The organism is Ruegeria sp. YKSE079 (assembly GCF_059612845.1).
The window spans coordinates 1-16,744 of record NZ_JBXWRJ010000031.1 but is presented as its reverse complement, the minus strand read 5'-3'; the positions used below and the strand labels follow the sequence as shown (position 1 = coordinate 16,744).

20 protein-coding genes are annotated in these 16,744 nt (G+C 58.2%); 12 read left to right on the top strand and 8 right to left on the bottom strand.

Annotated elements, in window-relative coordinates; all coding sequences use genetic code 11:
- Positions 1 to 18: 18 nt before the first annotated feature.
- A complete protein-coding gene (locus AC2FMY_RS20745) occupies positions 19 to 1,065 on the bottom strand; it encodes an ABC transporter substrate binding protein (protein ID WP_496747196.1) in 1,047 nt (348 codons plus the stop codon).
- A gap of 30 nt (positions 1,066 to 1,095) precedes the next feature.
- Entirely contained in the window at positions 1,096 to 3,912 is a 2,817-nt protein-coding gene (locus AC2FMY_RS20740; RefSeq protein ID WP_496807991.1) for an MFS transporter, read from the bottom strand.
- A 625-nt stretch (positions 3,913 to 4,537) separates the two neighbouring features.
- On the opposite strand from AC2FMY_RS20740, the gene AC2FMY_RS20735 reads away from it, so the two are divergent.
- Positions 4,538 to 5,170, top strand: coding sequence for a tyrosine-type recombinase/integrase (locus AC2FMY_RS20735; RefSeq protein ID WP_496747239.1), 633 nt, complete (start codon positions 4,538 to 4,540; stop codon positions 5,168 to 5,170).
- Between the two features lie 196 nt (positions 5,171 to 5,366).
- Here the strand turns inward: AC2FMY_RS20735 and AC2FMY_RS20730 are convergent, their stop codons facing one another.
- Both AC2FMY_RS20730 and AC2FMY_RS20725 read right to left on the bottom strand, forming a co-directional pair.
- Positions 5,367 to 6,248, bottom strand: coding sequence for a hypothetical protein (locus tag AC2FMY_RS20730; RefSeq protein ID WP_496747220.1), 882 nt, complete (start codon positions 6,246 to 6,248; stop codon positions 5,367 to 5,369).
- Positions 6,211 to 6,417: a cold-shock protein gene (locus AC2FMY_RS20725; RefSeq protein WP_224825428.1), complete on the bottom strand. Its 207-nt coding sequence runs from the start codon at positions 6,415 to 6,417 to the stop codon at positions 6,211 to 6,213. Before AC2FMY_RS20725 ends, AC2FMY_RS20730 begins: the two co-directional genes overlap by 38 nt.
- 256 nt (positions 6,418 to 6,673) lie before the next feature.
- Here AC2FMY_RS20725 and AC2FMY_RS20720 point away from each other — a divergent pair, with 256 nt between their 5' ends.
- On the top strand, positions 6,674 to 6,808 hold the full coding sequence (locus AC2FMY_RS20720; RefSeq protein WP_496747218.1) for a hypothetical protein: 135 nt from the start codon (positions 6,674 to 6,676) through the stop codon (positions 6,806 to 6,808).
- Positions 6,809 to 6,855: 47 nt separating this feature from the next.
- Here the strand turns inward: AC2FMY_RS20720 and AC2FMY_RS20715 are convergent, their stop codons facing one another.
- On the bottom strand, positions 6,856 to 7,092 hold the full coding sequence (locus AC2FMY_RS20715; RefSeq protein WP_480748556.1) for a hypothetical protein: 237 nt from the start codon (positions 7,090 to 7,092) through the stop codon (positions 6,856 to 6,858).
- 149 nt (positions 7,093 to 7,241) lie between these two features.
- Between AC2FMY_RS20715 and AC2FMY_RS20710 the strand changes: the two genes are divergently transcribed.
- Entirely contained in the window at positions 7,242 to 7,973 is a 732-nt protein-coding gene (locus tag AC2FMY_RS20710; protein ID WP_496807990.1) for a Crp/Fnr family transcriptional regulator, read from the top strand.
- A gap of 54 nt (positions 7,974 to 8,027) precedes the next feature.
- On the opposite strand, the gene AC2FMY_RS20705 is transcribed toward AC2FMY_RS20710, so the two are convergent.
- From AC2FMY_RS20705 to AC2FMY_RS20695, 3 genes are all read right to left on the bottom strand, one after another.
- Positions 8,028 to 8,228, bottom strand: a complete 201-nt coding sequence (locus AC2FMY_RS20705) for a hypothetical protein (RefSeq protein WP_496807989.1) — start codon at positions 8,226 to 8,228, stop codon at positions 8,028 to 8,030.
- 214 nt (positions 8,229 to 8,442) lie between these two features.
- Positions 8,443 to 8,856 (bottom strand): hypothetical protein, encoded by a 414-nt coding sequence (locus AC2FMY_RS20700; protein ID WP_496807988.1) that lies wholly within the window; start codon positions 8,854 to 8,856, stop codon positions 8,443 to 8,445.
- Complete coding sequence (locus tag AC2FMY_RS20695) at positions 8,853 to 9,278, bottom strand: hypothetical protein (RefSeq protein WP_496807987.1); 426 nt, start codon at positions 9,276 to 9,278, stop codon at positions 8,853 to 8,855. The genes AC2FMY_RS20700 and AC2FMY_RS20695 overlap by 4 nt, the downstream gene beginning before the upstream one ends.
- 274 nt (positions 9,279 to 9,552) lie before the next feature.
- On the opposite strand from AC2FMY_RS20695, the gene AC2FMY_RS20690 reads away from it, so the two are divergent.
- The 9 genes from AC2FMY_RS20690 to AC2FMY_RS20650 all read left to right on the top strand — a co-directional run bounded on the left by AC2FMY_RS20690 (position 9,553) and on the right by AC2FMY_RS20650 (position 16,622).
- The gene (locus AC2FMY_RS20690; RefSeq protein ID WP_480748551.1) at positions 9,553 to 9,867 is read left to right on the top strand and encodes a hypothetical protein; all 315 of its coding nucleotides are present in this window, start codon (positions 9,553 to 9,555) and stop codon (positions 9,865 to 9,867) included.
- Complete coding sequence (locus tag AC2FMY_RS20685; RefSeq protein WP_496747211.1) at positions 9,864 to 10,250, top strand: hypothetical protein; 387 nt, start codon at positions 9,864 to 9,866, stop codon at positions 10,248 to 10,250. The genes AC2FMY_RS20690 and AC2FMY_RS20685 overlap by 4 nt, the downstream gene beginning before the upstream one ends.
- Positions 10,251 to 10,258: 8 nt before the next feature.
- Entirely contained in the window at positions 10,259 to 10,720 is a 462-nt protein-coding gene (locus tag AC2FMY_RS20680; RefSeq protein WP_480748549.1) for a hypothetical protein, read from the top strand.
- Complete coding sequence (locus tag AC2FMY_RS20675; protein ID WP_496807986.1) at positions 10,717 to 11,718, top strand: hypothetical protein; 1,002 nt, start codon at positions 10,717 to 10,719, stop codon at positions 11,716 to 11,718. Before AC2FMY_RS20680 ends, AC2FMY_RS20675 begins: the two co-directional genes overlap by 4 nt.
- A 200-nt stretch (positions 11,719 to 11,918) precedes the next feature.
- Positions 11,919 to 13,007: an N-acetyltransferase DgcN family protein gene (locus AC2FMY_RS20670; protein ID WP_496807985.1), complete on the top strand. Its 1,089-nt coding sequence runs from the start codon at positions 11,919 to 11,921 to the stop codon at positions 13,005 to 13,007.
- A complete protein-coding gene (locus AC2FMY_RS20665; RefSeq protein ID WP_496807984.1) occupies positions 13,004 to 14,125 on the top strand; it encodes an alanine/ornithine racemase family PLP-dependent enzyme in 1,122 nt (373 codons plus the stop codon). Before AC2FMY_RS20670 ends, AC2FMY_RS20665 begins: the two co-directional genes overlap by 4 nt.
- Positions 14,126 to 14,297: 172 nt before the next feature.
- Positions 14,298 to 14,435: a hypothetical protein gene (locus AC2FMY_RS20660; protein ID WP_480748545.1), complete on the top strand. Its 138-nt coding sequence runs from the start codon at positions 14,298 to 14,300 to the stop codon at positions 14,433 to 14,435.
- Between the two features lie 70 nt (positions 14,436 to 14,505).
- A complete protein-coding gene (locus tag AC2FMY_RS20655) occupies positions 14,506 to 15,027 on the top strand; it encodes a hypothetical protein (protein ID WP_496747199.1) in 522 nt (173 codons plus the stop codon).
- Between the two features lie 974 nt (positions 15,028 to 16,001).
- Entirely contained in the window at positions 16,002 to 16,622 is a 621-nt protein-coding gene (locus AC2FMY_RS20650; protein WP_480748572.1) for a sulfotransferase family protein, read from the top strand.
- Positions 16,623 to 16,744: the final 122 nt, after the last annotated feature.

Here is a 16,744-nt window from a genome sequence, read left to right as displayed (position 1 = left end):
CTCGTGACCGTTGGCTTGCTAAGGCAGTCCGGGTCCACCGACAGGCCACTGCCAATCGCCCGTGATCAGTGCTGAACCGTCTCGGCTATCTGCAGGAAGGCGAAGGGCGGGATTTTGTCGAGTTTCCGGGCGACGTCCATATTGACGACATATGCGAAATCGGTCGCGCTTAGGATCGGGAGGTCCCTCGGGGCGATGCCGTCGCGCAGGATGGTCAGCGCCTGTCGCGCGGCGAGGCGGCCCACATCCTCTTCCCGTGCCGCGATCGACAGAAGCGCGCTGTCGTTGCGCACGAGAACCTCGTAGGGACTGACGATTGCGATGCCATTCTCGACCGCAGACTCTGTGAACAGTGTTCCGTTCTGACGAAGGAACGAAGATGAGGTAAAGCCATTCGACACCGGCTGCGGCCAGTTCGGCCATCCGCGCAGGGATCTGCGCGGGATCTGGCGGCCCCGAGACACCTGGCTGGACCTCGAGCGCAATCAATTCCACGCCAAGTGTCGGGGCGAGCGCGGCAAGTTCGTCGCGCTTGATGACCGAGTTCTCTTCGTTGCTGTTGTAAAGAAGGCCGAGCCGGTCGAACTTGACGTCGTAACTGCGCACGACCTCAATGTTCACGGCCTCGGGAACGCGATTGAAGGTGCCCGCAACATTTTCGCGCCCGCTACGTGCGAAGCTTTCGGCGATACCGGTGCCGAATGGGTCGGCCACCTGAGTGAAGACAACCGGAATATCGGATAGGAACCGCGGGTCGCCGAAATCCTCCAACCGTCCGATCGTTCCCAGCGTTGCACTAGTCCCATGCGTAATGACGAGATCCACCTTGTTGGCCCGTGCCTCTTCAAGCAGCGCCGGCAGGCGCGAAATGTCCTGCTGAAGATCGCGGACGTCCAATTCGACATCATAGCCGCTTTGCGCCAATTCCGATTGTACGCCGTGGCACAGTTCATCGCACCCGTAGTAGAATACCCCGAGAATGACTTTCGTATCTGCCCACGCCGGGACAGAGAAGGAAACATGAAGACAAAAGACCATAGCAAGTTTTGAAACGACAGTTTTCATCGGGTACTTCAGTCGGATCAACAAGAACAGTCACCGGTCAGACCGCTGCGATGTCAAGAAATTCATGCCGCCCATGACGGCGAAAAGGGCACCTCCGGCCATCGTCCACACCGCGATTGCCAGCGTCGCGGCAGCGTGCCCCGTTGCTCCCGAGAGCCAAGCCACAAGGATGAGGCCGACAACACTGCCAAGGCGTTCACCGGTGCGCAGGGCGCCAAGGACGGTTGCAGGTCCGAGCCCGGTGACTTTCGCCTCCGAGAGGCTCAGGGCAAGGGAAACCTGGGTTCCCCGCACCAGCGCGCCGCCCGCGCCGGTGCCGATCATGGCAAGCGCCATGGTCAGCTGGGACGGCGCCGCGGCAATGGGAAGCAAGGAGATTCCGGCAAGGGCCGCTCCGAGGATACAAAGAACCGTGCCGGGCATCCGCAACAGGCCTTCCAGGCGCCCTGCAAGCGGGCTGACTGCCATGACCGTGACGAAGTAGAGCATGAGAATCCGGCCGATTTCGGCTGCCGACGCTCCCTGCGCGTTCAGGGTGAGCGCGGCGAGGTAGGAGACAAAGGCCTGCAAGACCACTGCCCCAGGGATGGCAATTCCGAAAATCAGGGCGGCGAGATGCCCATCAGCCAGAACACGCCATTTCGCGCCTCGGGTCGGTGTGGCGGCCTCTTCCATGTCTATCCGGCCGATGTCGGGCGCAATCAATTTCCAGCTCAGCAGGGCGGATGCCGCAATCAAGGCGGCACTGACCAGAAAGACATTCGATGGCCCCAGTCGGTCGGCCAACACGCCACCCAGCGCCACTCCGGAAAACACGCCGCCAAAGAGGACGAGGCTGAAGATGCCAAGCATTCGATCCCGGTCTGCCTTGGTTGCGACGCTCAGAACATAGTCCTGTGCGGCAAGGGTCACGAGCGCGTAACCGAAACCGGTAACCGCGCGCCAGAGGATGATCTCCTGAGCCGTGCTGGCCGCGAACAGGCCGATATGCGCGGCCAGCGTCGGGATTGCCGCGGCGAAAAAGAGCCCCCTGACCCCGAAGCGCTCGACCAGCACGCGCGCATAGGGCGACATGATCACGATGGCCAACAGGTAACCGGCAAGCGGCAACGAGATCAGGACGGATTGGTTCAGCCATGGCCAAAGATTGTCCGCCGCGCGGGTATAGATCGGCAAAAAAGCCAGCGGTAATTCGTCCGCCGCTGCAAACAGAAAGAGCGCAAGCCGAATGTCGGAAAAGGACGATGTCTCCAGCAGCTTTGGTCCGCCCGGAGAGAGACCGAACCGCCCGCCGACGGACTGGAGAGCGGCGCGGCCCGGTGCGGTGGCGGTCTCGACAGCCTTGGCAAAGGCCCCGTGCAGTGTCTCGGCTCGGTTCGAGACACTGCTCAGGATTGCCTGAACCGAATCCTGTCCGACGACAGCGACCCGCCGAGAGAAATCGCCCGCCGCCTGCATGGCGCTCAGCCTTTGCAGCCGCGCCAATCCGCCTGTCAGAGTGCGTCCGGTGAGCAGCAGCATCACCTCCCACGCAAGCAGGACCGTCACCAGCAGGATCACCGTTTCGTCAAGCAAGACGTCCCGGAACCGTTGCGCGATCAGGCGCGGGTCTATGTCGATGACAACATAGGCGATCTCTTTGCCGTCATGCAGGATCGGATGGCTCCGCACGCCGCGCCGCTCTCTCGGCGGCGCGAGATAGGGGTCGATGCGCTCGCCTGCCTCAATCACGATCCGCCCGGTTGCGATGGCGATGTAGGCCACTTCCGGCAGCCGCTTGAGCATGTCGCCAAAGAACTGGTCCGCCCCGACGATCTCATCGAGGCCTATTCCGCTGTCGAGAGCGTGCTGGACGTTCTCGCTGACGACGGTACCGATCAGGTCGGTTCGCGCAGCGAGTTCAGGCTCGACCGATCTGGTGACGGCACGCATAAGCACCGTGCCCAGCATCATGGCCGAGGCAATGAGCAAGACAATCGTGATCGGCAGAACCTGCGCAAGTATCAGGGTTTTCAACCGGCCAGTTCGCTCCGGTGAAACCTCTTCGGTCTGAGCGGACGGGGACTGGGAAGAGAACGGCCGGCCCTCCGCAGAGGCGGCAATGGCCCGCTGCGCCTCGTCATAGGCCGCCTCGGCGTCGTGCAGGCTCCGCGCCAGACGCGAGAACTCTGCGTCGAGAGCCCCATGTTCTGGCGATCTGTCCGGCGGCACGGCGGACGCAACAGCTTTTCCATGGCTGTAGGTACTCAAAAGCTCCGCCAGTCTGCGCCGCGGTCGGTCGAGAACCAGATAGATCAGAATGAAAGCGAGAGTGGATGTTCCGATCAGGATCACAAGTGCGCTGCGCAACGTGATACGTACAATGTCTTGCGACGCAGTTTCCAGGAGCTCATGCGGATATTCCACGATAACGGCCCCCAATACCGGCCCGTCTTGCGCTCGGCGAATGGAAAAGCCGCTATAAAGCGTGTCCGCGGTCTCGTGCCCCCAGAAGTCGCCGTCCGCAAGCCGCATGGCTGTCAGCACATCCTGTGGCAGTGTTGTGGGTTTCGTTCCCGTGGTATGGGCGACGATGCCACTGGGGTTTATCGCGTGCACCGCCACGATCTTGGGATCAATGTACATGCCACGGGCCACGATGCTGTCGCCATCCCGTAGCATCGATATCGGCAGGCCAAGGTCGAGAACTGGTCGGAACGTCTCTGCCGTCGTCTGGGCTATGACGGCGATGCGCTGGCGCAGCAGTTGGGAGTAGAGCGCGTTGTGCTGCAGGACAATTAGGACAGAGAGCACTGCAAGCGCGATTCCAATCACCAAGGTGGTGACGATCCAACTTCGAAATCGCATTGGCGCCCTTCTGAAGGTTCCGGGGGCGGATCAAACAGCGCAATCTGCCCGTGACAAATCCAAGGATGGCCGATTGAACCAATCATATCAAGGACGCATACGTAAGGACATCTCACGCATGCTCCAGGCCCACGAGCCACGAGGTGCCGCGATGATTTATCAGACTTCGAATGGAGTTCGAGGATCAGTGCGCCCGAGCTTTGCGTCCCGACCAATCCAACACAAATTGCGCCTTGGTAAAAGTTAACCAGAGCCGGAAAGTAGGAATTGGTGCAAAACGCAGTTCACTCCGTTTTTCGCCATTCAATCGGGGCCGTTATGCGCTCAGGTTTTGTAGTAGGTCCGCGGTCCGGACATCGGCGCATTTCTGTCAGATGTCCCCTTCGAGCCCACAGCAGAAGTCTTGATTCCTCGCTGCGCGCGCTCGCAGCACGGAAATTGCTGCAGGCGCTGAGATCTCAGCGCGGCAAGGCGGCGGTGAATCCAGCCATTCATTCGGGCTGCTATTATGTTCGGAGCACAAACCCACGGGCGGTAGATCAGTTACAATCAGGTTTGCGAGTAGCATTCCAACGTCAGCGCGGTGCTGATGCTTGGGTTCGGAGGGCGGCAGGGAGGGCAAATCATGCCTCGAGTCCAACTTCCTGTTGTCACCCCGAAACGTAAAGCCTGGAACAAGGGGCGGATCGTCGGCCAGAAGCGACCGCTGCTACCAAAACAGGTTTGGGCGATCCGAGCGCGACTGGAACTGGCGAACAACCTTCGCGATCTGGCGCTATTTAACGTGGCCATCGACAGCAAGCTACGCGGGTGTGATCTGGTCAGGCTTTCTGTGGTCGATCTGGTCAAAGTGGACCGCGTCCGAGAACGTGTTTCGGTCATCCAGAGCAAAACCAAACGACCTGTTCAGTTTGAACTGACGGAAAACACAAGGGAAACTGTCCTGGCTTGGGTCAAATCACCCGAAATGTTGGCTTGCTCGTTCATGTTTCCCAGCCGCTTTCACGATCGCCCGCATATCTCAACCCGTCAATATGGTCGGTTGGTGCACGATTGGGTGTCGTCAATTGGTCTGGAATCAACCGGATACGGAACGCATTCGCTTCGCCGAACCAAAGTTGCTGAGATCTACCGGAAAACAGCTAACCTGCGCGCAGTTCAGCTCTTGCTAGGACACACAAAGGTCGACAGCACGGTGCGCTACTTGGGAGTTGAACTCGAAGATGCGCTGGGTATTGCGGAGAATATTGACCTTTAGGCATTGGGCGAGCGGCTGGAGCCGCTCGCCTTGGTGGGCCGACCCGCCGCACGCATCACGTTTGACATAAAATGACCAGCACCGCCAAAAATCTATTTGTTGTCTGGTCGCCTCAGTCATCCCTGAATAGATCAAGATCGATCGAATTGGTAATCAACCCCAATTGACCAATCACTCAGACGGCTAACTCTTTGGCTCATGTAGCGATACGGATGGCGGCGCAAAGTTCGGGGTGCAGTATCCAGTTCCCGGGCTTCTCTTCGTGTCCGGAATCACTGCAAAATCCAATCAGCGCAACTCCATCCAAACTCGTTGAAGGCACCTTGGAACCTGTCTCTGTAGACAAATATCCAGCAATCATTCGACCCGCGCTTGCTAGCGCTTTTTTGGCTGAGGCAGTGGATTTGTAACTGCCCGCATTCGCGACCCTCTCCTCTGTCAGCCCGTCCGCTTCCGCCAGCGATAACGCCATCAACATGGCGCCTTGCGATTTTGTCAGATTTACAGTGTTGAGGGCCTCCACGTATTCGTCGGATGTTGGTACCTGTGTCCCGGTGCTTGGATCTGTCCTTCGGTCCTCGCTCCTGCGGGTTTCACGCGCATCGATGACGCAATGCAAAGCGGCGATCGCGGCTTCTTCGGTCTTACCGGTTGCCTCGGCAATCAAACCACGGGCTTTCGTCGGCGGCTTTGGGAATGCCCGAGCCGTGTATACGCCCGCGACACAAGCGGACTTGATCTGATATCGGCCATATTCGCCCATGCGGATCGACATAGGGGCTTCTTTATCGGTGTACTTGGCCTTCGATTTCTTCGACATAGCCTTGAAGACGCCACGTCCCGCATCTGATCTGTTCGGCGCTGTGTAGTCTGGCATCGGCTGGCCTCCTGAGGATGGCAGGTCGCAGCGCCAGTGCAGCGCCAGTTCGGTGGTTACCGATCCGGGCAATGGAACTGCTGCGTTAGTCGGTGGAAGAAAACTAAGAAACAAATGGCCGTCGGGCGATGGGGCGCTCCAAATGAGCGCCCATTTGTAAAGATCAGGCAAGCGCGATGTTGGTTGCGCTTTCGCGGCCATCACGGCCGGCCTCGACGTCGAAGGTCACCTTCTGATCGTCGTTCAGGGTGGTCATGCCCGACTTCTCGAGTGCGGAGATGTGCAGAAATACATCTTTCCCACCTGTCTCAGGGGCAATAAAGCCAAATCCTTTGGTGGTGTTGAACCATTTCACTGTGCCATTGGCCATGTGAATTTTCCTTACTTTATCGCTGCCCACAACATGCGGCAGCCCGGCTTCTCACGACAGTGTCGAGCGCTGCGAGCCAGTGAAGGAAAACAGAGGGTCGAATGGAGGTCAGTAGCCCATAAAACGTGGTGGCTGCCGGGGAGGATTACAAGGTGCACTCAGTGCTTTGGCCAATGTTCCCTTTGCCAAGAGAGCATTGATCCACTATGGATCACAAGCTGCCGGATACCCTGGCAGCCAGAAAAGGAAAGCCAGAATGTCGTTTAACGACTTGGCGAAGAAAGAGGCCGCCGACAAAAAGGCCTCGCAAGAAAAAGATACGAAACCGCAGACTGCAACCAAACGACCTCCTGAAGCAAAGACCGAGCCGACCGACCCAAAAACGGGTTGAGAGGCTGAGCATTTAGGCTTTTCTTATCCAACGTAAGAGGATCGGCGTTACGAGCGTCGCGATAGGTTGCCGCCAACGATGATTTCATTGATCAGTTTGGCGGTCGCGGTATGCAATTTTCGCTCGGCCTCTGGGCCTTGGGCATTCTCGTGGAGCGCTGCCGCATCGCGGAGAATGCCGACAAATTCGCGTTCCGGCAGCAGATTGCGTTCATGCAGGGCAAGTAGGAGGGCTTCGCAAATCGACAAGGCTGCCATGCCTGCGGGGTCTCGTTGGTCTGACATCGGGCATTCCACTTTCGTTCGTTGTATAACGACCGGGTTGGGTCTTGATCGTCACAACCTCGCAAAGAGTTTGGTATCCCGTACTGATCGAAATCAGTCTCAACGCCGAAATCTTCCTGAAGTTTGCGCCGGTTCGGGAGGGACCGAAAATGAACATCGAAGCCAGTCCACTCACTCAAAAGCTCTCCGCGTTTGTTGCACTGTCGGAGACTGAGCTGGCCGTTCTTGAGCGTTTGCATCAGCGGAGGAAATCTTTCGCTGCAGGTCGCGACTTGGTTCATCAGGGTCAATCCGAACAAGCTGCTTACATCTTGGCGGAGGGCTGGGTCGTTTCTTACAAGATCCAGGCTGACGGGTCGCGGCAAATTGTTGATTTCCAGATACCGGGGGATTTTCTGGGGCTGCGAAGCGTTCTTTTGCACACATCCGATCATGGCATTGAGCCAATCGTTGATATCGAAGCCGCAGAAGTTCTGGTGAGCGATCTTCTGCAAGCCTTCGCAGAAACGCCCCGGCTGGCTACGGCCATTCTCTGGGCCGTATCGCGGGATGAGGCGATGGTCGTCGAACATCTTGTTGGTCTAGGGAGGCGCGATGCTGATGCGCGCATGGCGCATTTCCTGCTGGAACTTGGTGTTAGACTGTCGCTAGTCGGTAAGGGAAGCAGGGAAGGTTATGACTGCCCGCTCACGCAATACCATCTGGCGGATGCGTTGGGGTTAAGCGCCATTCACGTCAACCGCGTCCTTCGCAAACTCCGCGAAGGCGGGCTCGTCACGTTTCGAGGCGGGCGTGTCACGTTCGATGACTACGAGGGGCTGGTTGCGTTGGCGGATTTCGATCCGGCCTATCTCGATCAGTCGAGGCCTCTCTTGCCGTAAAAAAGCCGCCCTAAGTTTGGGCGGCCCTGTCGTCTTTTCACAGGCATACCGACATTACATCAGTGCGCGGCTCGCTTGCTTGAGCTCGTTGTGGGCCTCTTCGTCGTTTTCGGCTTCATGGGCCTTTTCAGCGGCCTGATAGTGCTTCAGCGCTGCGACCTTTTTGGGGCCTTCGGGCGCCTTGTCCCAGACAGCCTTGACCGAGGCCATGTGTTTCACGGTCTGGTTTTTCGCAGTTTGGTTTTTTTCACTCATGGAATTGTCCTTTCATGGACGTTCCGAGAAATAAGAAGCGCGCCGACATGCCGACCTATTGGGGTTCGGCAAGCCCACACGCTTCTCAGGTACTCGGAAAAAATGCCCTACCAAATACTCGGCGGGTACATCTCTTCTAGCCGATATCAACGCCCCACCGCACTGACGCAGGTTAGTCCCGGCGCGTGCGGCAGGTTGAATGACACTGCGGCATTCAGGCCACCATGGTTTGCTGGTGGGAGATCCTCAGCCAGGTGTCATCATCGTTGAGGTAGGTTGAGGCGCAGAGTGCCTTGTAGATCGACACGTCGGCTTTCTCCGCCGAGACACGGTAGGTGAGAATGGCGATGTCATGACACCGAATCACGCGCCGTTCGGCCATGACGACAGAGCGCCAGCCGTTGCTCTGCTTTAGATGTGTCCAGATCTGGTCGCCCTGAAGGATGCCAGGCGGATAAGGGAATATCATAACGGCGTTGGTTGCTGTCGTCGCCCGCGCGTTGTCGGCACCACTGGTCCAGAAATGTTCCTCCATGTCCCAAAGAACGCCCTGTTCGCGTGGCGAAAGCGTCCCGATCTTGTGCGCAGAATGACCCATCGGCGTCGATGTCTGAGTGGAAACGGTCATTCACCAGACCCCGGCCCGCCAACCATGAACATCTGAAACAGCACAAAAATAATTGTGGCTATTGCCCAGAATACCCCCATAGTCCCCAAGCGACTGTCGGCGACCGCTGAAGTTCCTTGCCCCAGGGTCTTTGACTTCGGGCTTTCGGGAAGTAGTTGGCTTAGTTCTCGTGCGACCCTGCCGTGTTCGCTTGCAAGCATCGGAACGTCCCGAAATTGAGAAAGCAATGCCTCCAACCTCGCGCGCGCCGCGTCGCGCCCCAGCGTGACCATGTCAGTGGTTTCTGTCCAGGGGTCCAGCCCAAGCCGCGCAAGCGTGGAGAGGAGCGTCACAACGGATCCGTTCCGGTCCTCGCCGACCGAAGCATGGAGAAATTGCTCATACTCAGGCGGGTGCGGGTTGAGAATATTGGATTCGGTCATTGCCATTCCATTCCTTGGTTACAGGACCGCAGATTGCCCTGTTTGCCCCGAAGGCTACGCGAAAGTTGACCCCAGTGCCCTTACACAGATCAGTGCTGACGGCTGTCCACAAAAGAGTTCGCAACCGATTCAGCGTCCGGGACTAACCTGCGTCAGCACCGGTCGAACGATCCTGACGTACAAAAAGAGAAATCGCTCGACTGATCAGGCCCCGGTTTCGAGGTGCCGCCAACAGTGGTGAGCGACGGATCTGCCAACATTGCGGAGACCAGAGATGACCATGCGGTCGACCAGATCGACGGTGACGTTTTCGAACCCGTTCACCTTTTCAGGATACCCGGGCGATTTACCCCCGGGCGACTACGAAGTTCTCGTCGAAGAAGAGCTTCTCCATGGTCTGAGCTTCGAGGCCTACCGACGGACGGCGACCTACCTGACAGTGCGCGGCAGGGGCACTCATGCAGGACGTTCCGAGTTGAGGGCCATTTCTGAAAAAGACCTGAAAGAAGCGCTGAGCCGGGATGCGGCCACAACCGAAACGAACAATCACAGCGATGCGGCGCTTTCTCCGCAGGAGGACTTGAAATGAAAACTCCCGAATGGCTCAAACCCGGTATCTATGGTGCCGTGATCGGCGCTGTCTTTGTCGGTGTCGTCGGATTCACGTGGGGCGGCTGGGTGACCGGCGGCACTTCGAATGACCGGGCGGTGGCGATGTCCCGAAACGATGTCGTCGCCTCAATGGTACCGGTCTGCCTCGACATGGCGCGCTCCGACCCGGCACGGGCGGCCACGCTGGCCACGATCCGGGCCGCCTCGACCTACCAGAGGCGCGACGCACTAATGGCGGCAGGCTGGGCGACCATGCCGGGAACCGATGCCCCTGACCGAGACATCGCGCAGGCTTGTTTGGCAGCCCTTGATGTCGATGCATCACCGGAGCGCGCGGAACGCGCGGTCGATGAAGGGTGAACCGCGCCATGCCGATAGCGTCACCCGAGACAACCGATCTCGAACGGCGTGTGCTCGCCCATGAAAAGGTGCTTCAGGCCCTGATCGCCTACATGGCCCGCACCGAGCCACGTTTCATCGACCACCTGCGAGAACGGTTCGTCGAACCGATGCGCATGGCCCGGCACGAACACGACCACCGCGAAACCGACGACTACGCGGAAGAATTCATTCGCGCTGTGATGCTCCTCGGAGAAGCGCGCGCGCCCAAAGTGAAGGAGCCGGACGTGACCGACAAGAATCCCGAGCCGCCGAGAAGCAGAGGAGAGCAGGGTTCTTCCACGGGCCGGCCGGTGCAGCGAAGTGGAGTTCAGGTCCGCGAAAGAAATGGCATCTGGGAGGTGCGGGTCAATGGCAAGTTCCGCGGCGACTACCACCAGAAGGAACATGCTCTTGCCGCTGCGGCTTTGCACAAGTTGTCCCAGCGATGACCGGTAGCACTCATCCGATAGTCCCGCAGGACTTCTCGATCCAGGTGGCCGAAAACGAAGGCATGCCGCCGGGACCAGGTTTCAATGGCTCCTCGCCACCAATCGCGCCCATCCGACGGGTCACCGGAACGCTGACGCTTGGGCTGACGAAGACACGCGCGGCGACCGACGGACTCCGGTTTGCAAAGGAAGTGCCAATGAGACGCCACGGAGAACCAACGACACGCCCGTTTTCAAGGCTGATCGTGAGGATGGTAGCCGTGGCCGGTGTGTTCGCGTCCTTCGCTTTCCCTGCGTTTGCGCAGGATGCGCCTATGCCTGCCAACGCCACCGCCAGAAGCTATGGCGAGGAATGGGAATGTGATCGTGGATACCGGCGTGACGTCGATACCTGCCTTGCCATCATCGTTCCGGAGAACGCCTATGCCACCAACCGAACCTATGGCGCAGGCTGGGAGTGCTTACATGGGTTTCAGGAGGTCGATGACGCGACTTGTCTTGAGGTCGTCGTGCCCGACGGCGGATATCTCGACCCGTCGGGACAGAGATGGAACTGCATTCGTGGCTATACGAAGGTCGACGACATTTGCCTCGAAGTCGTTGTGCCGGACAATGCGTATCTGTCGGCTGACTCCTATGGCGCCGCTTGGCTTTGCAACCGTGGTTACCAGGTCGAAGGCGACACATGCGTCGCAATCGTGGTCCCGGAGAACGCCTTTCTGAATGGGTCCGGATACGGGCAGCCTTGGACATGTGAGCGGGGCTATTTCGAACGCGATGACACCTGTGAAGCTGTTGTCGTCCCGGAGAACGCATATTTCTACGATGCAAGAAGCTATGGCTCAGGCTGGAAGTGTAATCGCGGCTTTGCAGAGTCCGACGACGGCTGCACAGAGATTGAACTCCCTGACAATGCGCATCTCGACAGATCGGGAAACCGGTGGGAGTGCCATCGGAATTTCCAGCGCTCGCAAGGGCGTTGCGTCCTGAACGACTAACGCGCGCAATCCAAATTTGAAACGCGGCTACCGGCACGAACGCTTCAAACGACCGGCCCCGGATAAGCCCGCCCGGTAAAGGAATGACCATGGAATCTGATATTGCAAAAAACCCGATGGCAAGGCTGTCCACGATGGGCCCTCAAGCCCCACCTGACGTATCCGCATCCCGTCGATCTCGCGGCAAAAAAGCTATAACAATGGGGGTGCCCACAGCGATGGTCTATTGTGAAGGGAACTTCGGGCAGATTGACGGGAAAACCGCAAACGGTCTTGTTCGTCACAGCCAAGCCTATCGCGTTCTTTCGGTCATCGACAGCAAACTTGAAGGACACGACAGCGGTCAGGTGCTGGAAAATGTTAGCAACGGCATACCCATCGTTGAAGATCTTGAGGCTGCGGTGACGCGTGAAGTGCATATCCCCGACACTTTGATCTATGGCATGGCCCCCTCTACGGGTAGGATGTCACCTGCAGATCGAGAGGTAGTGCTGGATGCAATCGCACTCGGCATGAACATCGTCAGCGGCCTGCACGAATACCTCAGTGATGATCCCGAGATTTCGAGCGCTGCTTACGCGGCCAACGTGACGATCCGCGATATCCGCAAACCCCGGCCAAGCAAGGACATGCGTCTGTTTGACGGAAGTGTGTCCGAGGTGAAGGCAATTCGCATTGCCGTATTGGGAACAGATTGTGCAATCGGCAAGCGGACGACTGCGACTATTCTGGCCAGGGAACTGAACGCACGCGGTATCAAGACTATCCTCGTCGGCACTGGCCAGACAGGGCTTATGCAGGGCGCAAAATACGGGATCGCCATGGACGCGGTGCCACCCCAGTTTTGCTGCGGGGAGCTTGAACGCCTAATCGTCGCGGCGTCTCACGGCGATGATCCGGATGTCATCCTGATCGAAGGACAAGGCGCGCTCAGCCATCCGGCCTTTTGCACCTCGGCATTCATTCTGCGCGGCAGCCAGCCGCACGGTGTTGTTCTTCAACATGCGCCCAAGCGGGCCCACCGCTGCGACTTTCCCGCCATGCCAATGCCCGGGCTGAAAAGCGAAATCGCCCTCATCGAAGCTTTTGCTGACACACGGGTGATTGGTATCACACTGAATCACGAAGCGATGACGGGCACCGAAGTCATTCGTGCAATTGACAGTCTTTCACGCGACTTCGGCATTCCGGTAACGGACGCGCTGGCCCGGCCTGAAGTGCACCTGAGCGACATGGTCTTGGCCGCGTTTCCGCAGTTACGGCCCGTGCCTCTTGCGGCCGCGGAATGACCTCGCCGCGGGTGGAAATTGATCTGGGCAAGATCCAGGCAAACGCGCGATATCTCGTCCGTCGCCTGTGCGCGCGCGGCATATCGGTCACCGGAGTGACCAAGGCCGTCTGCGGGCATCCTGACGTGGCCGTGGCGATGCTGGACGGCGGCGTTGTCGGTCTGGCCGACGCACGCATCAAGAACGTCGTTCGGATGCGGATGGAAGGGATCAAATGCCCGATCTCTATGATCCGCGCTCCGCTGGTGAGCGAAATGGAAGACGTCGTCCGGTATTGTGACGCGAGCTACAACACAGAGATGGACACAATCCTGAAGCTTGGCGCAGCAGCGAAGCAACAAGGAACGTCGCACGGTGTCATCCTGATGGTCGAAATGGGAGATATGCGCGAAGGCATTTTGCCCGAGAACCTTAACGACTTCGCTACTCGGGTCAGCGCGACACCCGGTGTTGCGCTCAAAGGCATCGCTGCAAATTTCGCCTGCATGGGAAACGTGGCACCGACGGCCGGTGACATGGACATGCTCTCGCGACTGGCCGACCAAGTCGAAGGCGCTTGCGGACCTTTTGTCGGGCTTGTTTCAGGAGGTGGATCAGCCAATTTGCCATGGGCGCTTGGCGAAGGTTCAACCGGGCGCGTCAACAACCTCCGCCTCGGCGAGGCGATCCTGTTGGGCACCGACCCCGTGACAGGGCAACCGATCACTGGCCTTCATACGGACGCGTTTGCCCTTTTTGCCGAGGTGATCGAAAGTAGGGACAAACCAAGCGCAAGACCACCTGCGTCAATTGCTCCGGAGCTTGGGATGCTCAAATTGGTTCCGAGTGATGACCTCCGAGCCCGAACGATCCTTGCTGTCGGGCAACAGGACACCGACACAAGCGGTCTTACGTTTCCCTCAGGAATCACGTTTATCGGCGCGACAAGCGACCACATCGTTGTCGACACAGCCAATTCCGCCGTGTCCGTTGGCTCCGAGATGAAAATGGGCATGAACCACAGCGCCCTCATGCGAGCGATGAGGGCCCCAGATGTCGCCAAGGTTGTTCACGGCAAGCAAAGGATTAACGGAAGTGCCAAGGACCGCGAGACCCACCCCTTCCTGACCCTGGTATAACGTCCAGATGATCCCAGCGGGGCCTACGACGGTCTTGTGCCGCCGACTTAACCGACACCGCGCCATAGTAAAGTGGCCGGTCAATACACATATACAAATAAGCCGCGTTCGAGAATTCGAGCCTGATCAAGGCCCGGAAATTCCGGCGGAACACCCAAAAAGGATGAAGAACATGTATTTCAAACTCCTGACGACCAAGGTCGGTGCCATACTGAAATCCAAACCTGCAGAACCGTCGAAAAAAGAACCGCCATTCAAGGCGCCGGGCACTGCTGCAAATGCGGGTTCTCCCGGGCAGAAGAAAACCTGAAGAATGCACCGGAAGCGGCTGGTTTTGCTCCATGTCGCGGAAAACTGCTCAATTGAAAGGATCAAACGCAATGGACGATCAAACAGCCAAGACCGTCGTGGTTTTTGACCGGCCTTTCAAACTTCCCGGCTTTGACGAAACGCTTCCAGCCGGTGAGTATGATATCGAGACGGAACTCGCTTCGCCTCCTGGTCACAAGGACCCGGAAGCCTGGAGGGCTTCGGTTGTGGTCCAACTGCACCCACGCCTGTCCCATCCGGGATTGACGCGGAGCCTGTCAGTGTCGCTGGCCGATCTCGACCATGCCCGCGCGAAAGACAAACTGTCCGGAAAGGACCTCTCACAGGTCTTTCTCGAAGAAATGCTGGCCGATCCGATGGTGCAACTCGTCATGCAGGCAGACGGGGTGTCGGAGGCGCAATTGCGCCATCTCTACTCGGGATCGCGGACGGCACAGACAGACAAGGATGTCCTCGATACCAAGACCGAAACCGGAACCGAACAGGAGCGTTTGCGGGACCGTTCGGAAATTCACGACGCCGAAAACGAAGGGATGCCATGCCGACCGCGCATGTCATCCGTTTCCGATTGACGTTGAAAGCGTAATTTCAGGGGTCAAATGAACGCGAGGATCTGATGCGATCAAAGTTAGAAGACGCCCTGATGGATCATCCCATCCGCGCGATCGGCGATGTGCCGAAGCCGCGGTTCTGCCTGCGGTGTAATACTTCGTTTTGGAGCGAAGGATTCGGCCAGCGTATCTGTGCAAGGTGCAAAGGCACGACTGCATGGCGCGCGGCTGTGCCGGAAGGCGTCAGCCAGGGTCGGCGTCGTTCTGGCGGTCGGTCTGCTTAGGTCTGCCGCATGCCGACGATCACGATCGCACGCACGACAGCTATCGCTATCGCACCGCCATGGTCCTTGGACCGCACAGGCTGAAGGTGCGTCCTTGTGAAACGCGGGACCTTACATTGACGAATTTCGATCTTGAAAGCGCTCCGACCACCCGCATCGACTGGTCCCGCACAACCGTCGTCCTCACGGCGCTAGATTGGTCTGTCTTTCCAATCGGGGCTTCAGCGACTTCCCGCCCGTTCTTTTTCGTGTCCATGCATGGTACCGCAAAGGTACGGTCTTGATGCGACCCTCAAAAGAGGCAGGCAATGACGGCTTCGGTGACGTGCGCTGTTGCGCAGCAATATCTCTTAGGCGAGTGCGAACTGATTCTGCGTCAGCAGTAGCCGCGTGAGCAAAAGGCGGCTAAGTCCCGCACAATAGACGCTGCTCGAATTTTTGCGAATGGCTGCTCCAGGAATGAAGCTGACATTCGGACCTGAAATCGCCGTTTCGCTACCGCCAACTCCAGCTTTACCCCGAATAATAGGCATCTGAGCAAAAAAGTCGGATGACTGCGCGGAGCCCAGAGCGGTCCTTTCCTTGACGCCGTGAATATCCAGTACCGGTGGGCACCGGGCGACTTACATCATGTAGGGTATTGCCAGAGACTGCTTCGGGCCGCACTGTAGTTCGGGTAAAGCTTCCACATCGCAGCAAGGATTTCATCTGATGGCCCTCGAAATTATTGGCGCCGGCTTCGGGCGTACTGGCACGGACTCCCTCCGTGAAGCATTGGCGGTTCTCGGCTTCGGACCTTGCCACCACATGCATGAGATCCGGGACAATCCGGAGAAAGCGGGTCCATGGCATGATTATTTTTGTGGTGGGTCGCCGTTGGATCTCGACCTGTTGTTCGACGGCTATCGGTCGCAGGTCGACTGGCCTGGCGCCCATCTTTGGCGCGAGTCGGCTGAATACTACCCGAACGCGAAGGTAATCCTGTCGGTGCGTGATCCGGAGGGCTGGTATGCGTCCTACTCGAAAACGATCAAAGTTTTTCGCGAAACCGAAATGCCGCCGGAGGCGCCACATATGCGCCAAATCCAGGAGTTCGTGGATGTCTTTCTCGCCGACCGCTTCGACACCGAGGAACGGGCAATAAAAGACTTCGAGGCGCATGTTGCCGAGGTGAAGTCAGTGATCCCGGCGGACCGTCTTCTCGTATATGAACTGGGCTCAGGATGGGAGCCGCTCTGTGAGTTCCTCGGAGTATCTGTGCCGGATCAAAGCTATCCGCATACAAACTCCACGACAGACTTTCAGAAGCACAATATTGAACTGCAGAGATAGTCCGTGTTTGACGTCAGAGGTTTTGGGCCAGTTGGCGGCGTGATCTAAGAGAGGGTCTGGCGCATCTGGTTGGTCAGATTAAGCGGCGGATTTGCGGTGAAGCAAGCGCCGGGTTTCGATGG

What these genes read in the sequence shown, in the direction of transcription:
- AC2FMY_RS20745 (WP_496747196.1), bottom strand. Translation starts at nt 1,065, where the DNA reads ATGAAAACTGTCGTTTCAAAACTTGCTATGGTCTTTTGTCTTCATGTT.
- AC2FMY_RS20740 (WP_496807991.1), bottom strand. Translation starts at nt 3,912, where the DNA reads ATGCGATTTCGAAGTTGGATCGTCACCACCTTGGTGATTGGAATCGCG.
- AC2FMY_RS20735 (WP_496747239.1), top strand. Translation starts at nt 4,538, where the DNA reads ATGCCTCGAGTCCAACTTCCTGTTGTCACCCCGAAACGTAAAGCCTGG.
- AC2FMY_RS20730 (WP_496747220.1), bottom strand. Translation starts at nt 6,248, where the DNA reads ATGGCCGCGAAAGCGCAACCAACATCGCGCTTGCCTGATCTTTACAAA.
- AC2FMY_RS20725 (WP_224825428.1), bottom strand. Translation starts at nt 6,417, where the DNA reads ATGGCCAATGGCACAGTGAAATGGTTCAACACCACCAAAGGATTTGGC.
- AC2FMY_RS20720 (WP_496747218.1), top strand. Translation starts at nt 6,674, where the DNA reads ATGTCGTTTAACGACTTGGCGAAGAAAGAGGCCGCCGACAAAAAGGCC.
- AC2FMY_RS20715 (WP_480748556.1), bottom strand. Translation starts at nt 7,092, where the DNA reads ATGTCAGACCAACGAGACCCCGCAGGCATGGCAGCCTTGTCGATTTGC.
- AC2FMY_RS20710 (WP_496807990.1), top strand. Translation starts at nt 7,242, where the DNA reads ATGAACATCGAAGCCAGTCCACTCACTCAAAAGCTCTCCGCGTTTGTT.
- AC2FMY_RS20705 (WP_496807989.1), bottom strand. Translation starts at nt 8,228, where the DNA reads ATGAGTGAAAAAAACCAAACTGCGAAAAACCAGACCGTGAAACACATG.
- AC2FMY_RS20700 (WP_496807988.1), bottom strand. Translation starts at nt 8,856, where the DNA reads ATGACCGTTTCCACTCAGACATCGACGCCGATGGGTCATTCTGCGCAC.
- AC2FMY_RS20695 (WP_496807987.1), bottom strand. Translation starts at nt 9,278, where the DNA reads ATGACCGAATCCAATATTCTCAACCCGCACCCGCCTGAGTATGAGCAA.
- AC2FMY_RS20690 (WP_480748551.1), top strand. Translation starts at nt 9,553, where the DNA reads ATGACCATGCGGTCGACCAGATCGACGGTGACGTTTTCGAACCCGTTC.
- AC2FMY_RS20685 (WP_496747211.1), top strand. Translation starts at nt 9,864, where the DNA reads ATGAAAACTCCCGAATGGCTCAAACCCGGTATCTATGGTGCCGTGATC.
- AC2FMY_RS20680 (WP_480748549.1), top strand. Translation starts at nt 10,259, where the DNA reads ATGCCGATAGCGTCACCCGAGACAACCGATCTCGAACGGCGTGTGCTC.
- AC2FMY_RS20675 (WP_496807986.1), top strand. Translation starts at nt 10,717, where the DNA reads ATGACCGGTAGCACTCATCCGATAGTCCCGCAGGACTTCTCGATCCAG.
- AC2FMY_RS20670 (WP_496807985.1), top strand. Translation starts at nt 11,919, where the DNA reads ATGGGGGTGCCCACAGCGATGGTCTATTGTGAAGGGAACTTCGGGCAG.
- AC2FMY_RS20665 (WP_496807984.1), top strand. Translation starts at nt 13,004, where the DNA reads ATGACCTCGCCGCGGGTGGAAATTGATCTGGGCAAGATCCAGGCAAAC.
- AC2FMY_RS20660 (WP_480748545.1), top strand. Translation starts at nt 14,298, where the DNA reads ATGTATTTCAAACTCCTGACGACCAAGGTCGGTGCCATACTGAAATCC.
- AC2FMY_RS20655 (WP_496747199.1), top strand. Translation starts at nt 14,506, where the DNA reads ATGGACGATCAAACAGCCAAGACCGTCGTGGTTTTTGACCGGCCTTTC.
- AC2FMY_RS20650 (WP_480748572.1), top strand. Translation starts at nt 16,002, where the DNA reads ATGGCCCTCGAAATTATTGGCGCCGGCTTCGGGCGTACTGGCACGGAC.